This is a genomic window from Weissella sp. DD23, from assembly GCF_001579105.1.
GTDB classification, from domain to species: Bacteria; Bacillota; Bacilli; order Lactobacillales; family Lactobacillaceae; genus Weissella; species Weissella cibaria.
In genome coordinates this window covers 1-1,440 of record NZ_KQ970412.1, presented here as the reverse complement: position 1 = coordinate 1,440, position 1,440 = coordinate 1, and the positions used below count along the sequence as shown (strand labels likewise).

3 protein-coding genes and 1 pseudogene are annotated in these 1,440 nt (G+C 44.0%); all 4 read right to left on the bottom strand.

The window, feature by feature from the left end; all coding sequences use genetic code 11:
• A partial coding sequence (locus WEIDD23_RS11890; RefSeq protein ID WP_156469658.1) for a type II secretion system protein occupies window positions 1-387 on the bottom strand: 387 nt, incomplete at its 3' end.
• Between the two features lie 156 nt (window positions 388-543).
• Window positions 544-939: a hypothetical protein gene (locus WEIDD23_RS11880; protein ID WP_062359087.1), complete on the bottom strand. Its 396-nt coding sequence runs from the start codon at window positions 937-939 to the stop codon at window positions 544-546.
• On the bottom strand, window positions 929-1,240 hold the full coding sequence (locus tag WEIDD23_RS11875) for a prepilin-type N-terminal cleavage/methylation domain-containing protein (RefSeq protein WP_010372740.1): 312 nt from the start codon (window positions 1,238-1,240) through the stop codon (window positions 929-931). Before WEIDD23_RS11875 ends, WEIDD23_RS11880 begins: the two co-directional genes overlap by 11 nt.
• Window positions 1,234-1,440 (bottom strand): annotated as a pseudogene (locus WEIDD23_RS13845) (competence protein ComG); the annotation flags it as partial. The pseudogene WEIDD23_RS13845 and the gene WEIDD23_RS11875, both read right to left, overlap by 7 nt.

The following is a 1,440-nucleotide window of genomic DNA, read 5'->3' as shown; positions in this document are numbered from 1 at the left end:
CGTACAGAAGATCGTAATACCAATGCGCCGGTCACTAAGACGTTGAAATTTCGCTTGTTTGACCTGATTTAACAACACAATCTGTCCGCTTTGCATCGTCGTCACAACCAAACGTTGGCGCTTAACTAGGAGTAGGTAGTCCTGTTGTTTCGTTTGACTTCGCAGGCGAACCACATCCGCATGGCATGTCACCAATTGGTAGGCAGCATCTGGCGATTCTAAAATAATCAAGGCCCGTAAAACGCGTTGCGTTGTCATTGTTTGCACCGCTTGTGTTTGCGTTTGACGCATCATTCGAGTGCCAATCGTTATTAGGGAACCAAACATGATAATAATACTTAAGGCGACCAATGTTTCTGCTAAGGTGAATGCTTTTCTTTTAACCACGCTCGAAGTTCCTGTTTGTATGTTTGTTTAACAGCTATGATTTGGGCTTCTTCTTGTTGTCGTTGTACGTGATAGTAACGTACTGTCATCATAATTAAGGTTGTTGTACTGATTAAAATTAGCGCAGCCACCAATGCCTCAGCAAGAATCGTCCCGTTACGTTTGCAACTCATAGGTACCCCCACCAAATTGAAACACCAAGCGCACCGGTTTTGGGCGGTCTGCATGCCAAATCATGATTGTCGCTGGTTTCACATAATGGCGTCGACACTCAACCATGCGATATCGTGCTAACCAGCCTGCCGGTAGGGGCACTCGTTGATTATCCACAAACACGGCATCGCCTTGCGCAATCACGGCAAAGGCTTGTCCCATATACAGTTGCCGTTGACGGGCCTTTTCATACGCCAAATCGAACTGTTGTTCAAACGTCACCCAGGCGTCCGCAGACTTGCTGGGCAACAACTGCTGTCCTGATAGACCAACCACACTGACAATGCATAACACCACGACCGTTTCAATTAATGTAAACGCGGCCCGCTTATTTTGCACGGAACACCTGGCTATCCTTAATGTCAATTCCCGCAGCTTTGGCCTGTTTTACCTGATCTGCGGACAAGTACTGATTCGTTTGTAAATCACCGAAATTAGCGACCTTATCTGGATTTTCGCTCAAGTAAAGATCTACCTGCGTTTGAATCGTTTGTACCAGAGCCGTTTGTTGCTTCTGTTCAGCGAACTTACGCACGTTATTCACATTGGGCAAGACCAATAAGATCAATAGACCAATAATAAAAATTGTTGTCACAACTTCAATCAACGTAAATCCGCGACGCTTTGTGTGCTTTACCATGTCATTAATTCCCCCATATTTCGATACATCGGTAACAACATAATGCCGTATAACCCGATAACAATTAGACCAATCACCGCAAAACATACCGGTTGAATAATCATTAAATAACGTTGTACTTGTCGTTCTAATAGTTCAAATTTACGTTGCGCTAAAATTTGAAAATCTTCACCAATTGCTTGTTCTGATTTTCCTTTTGC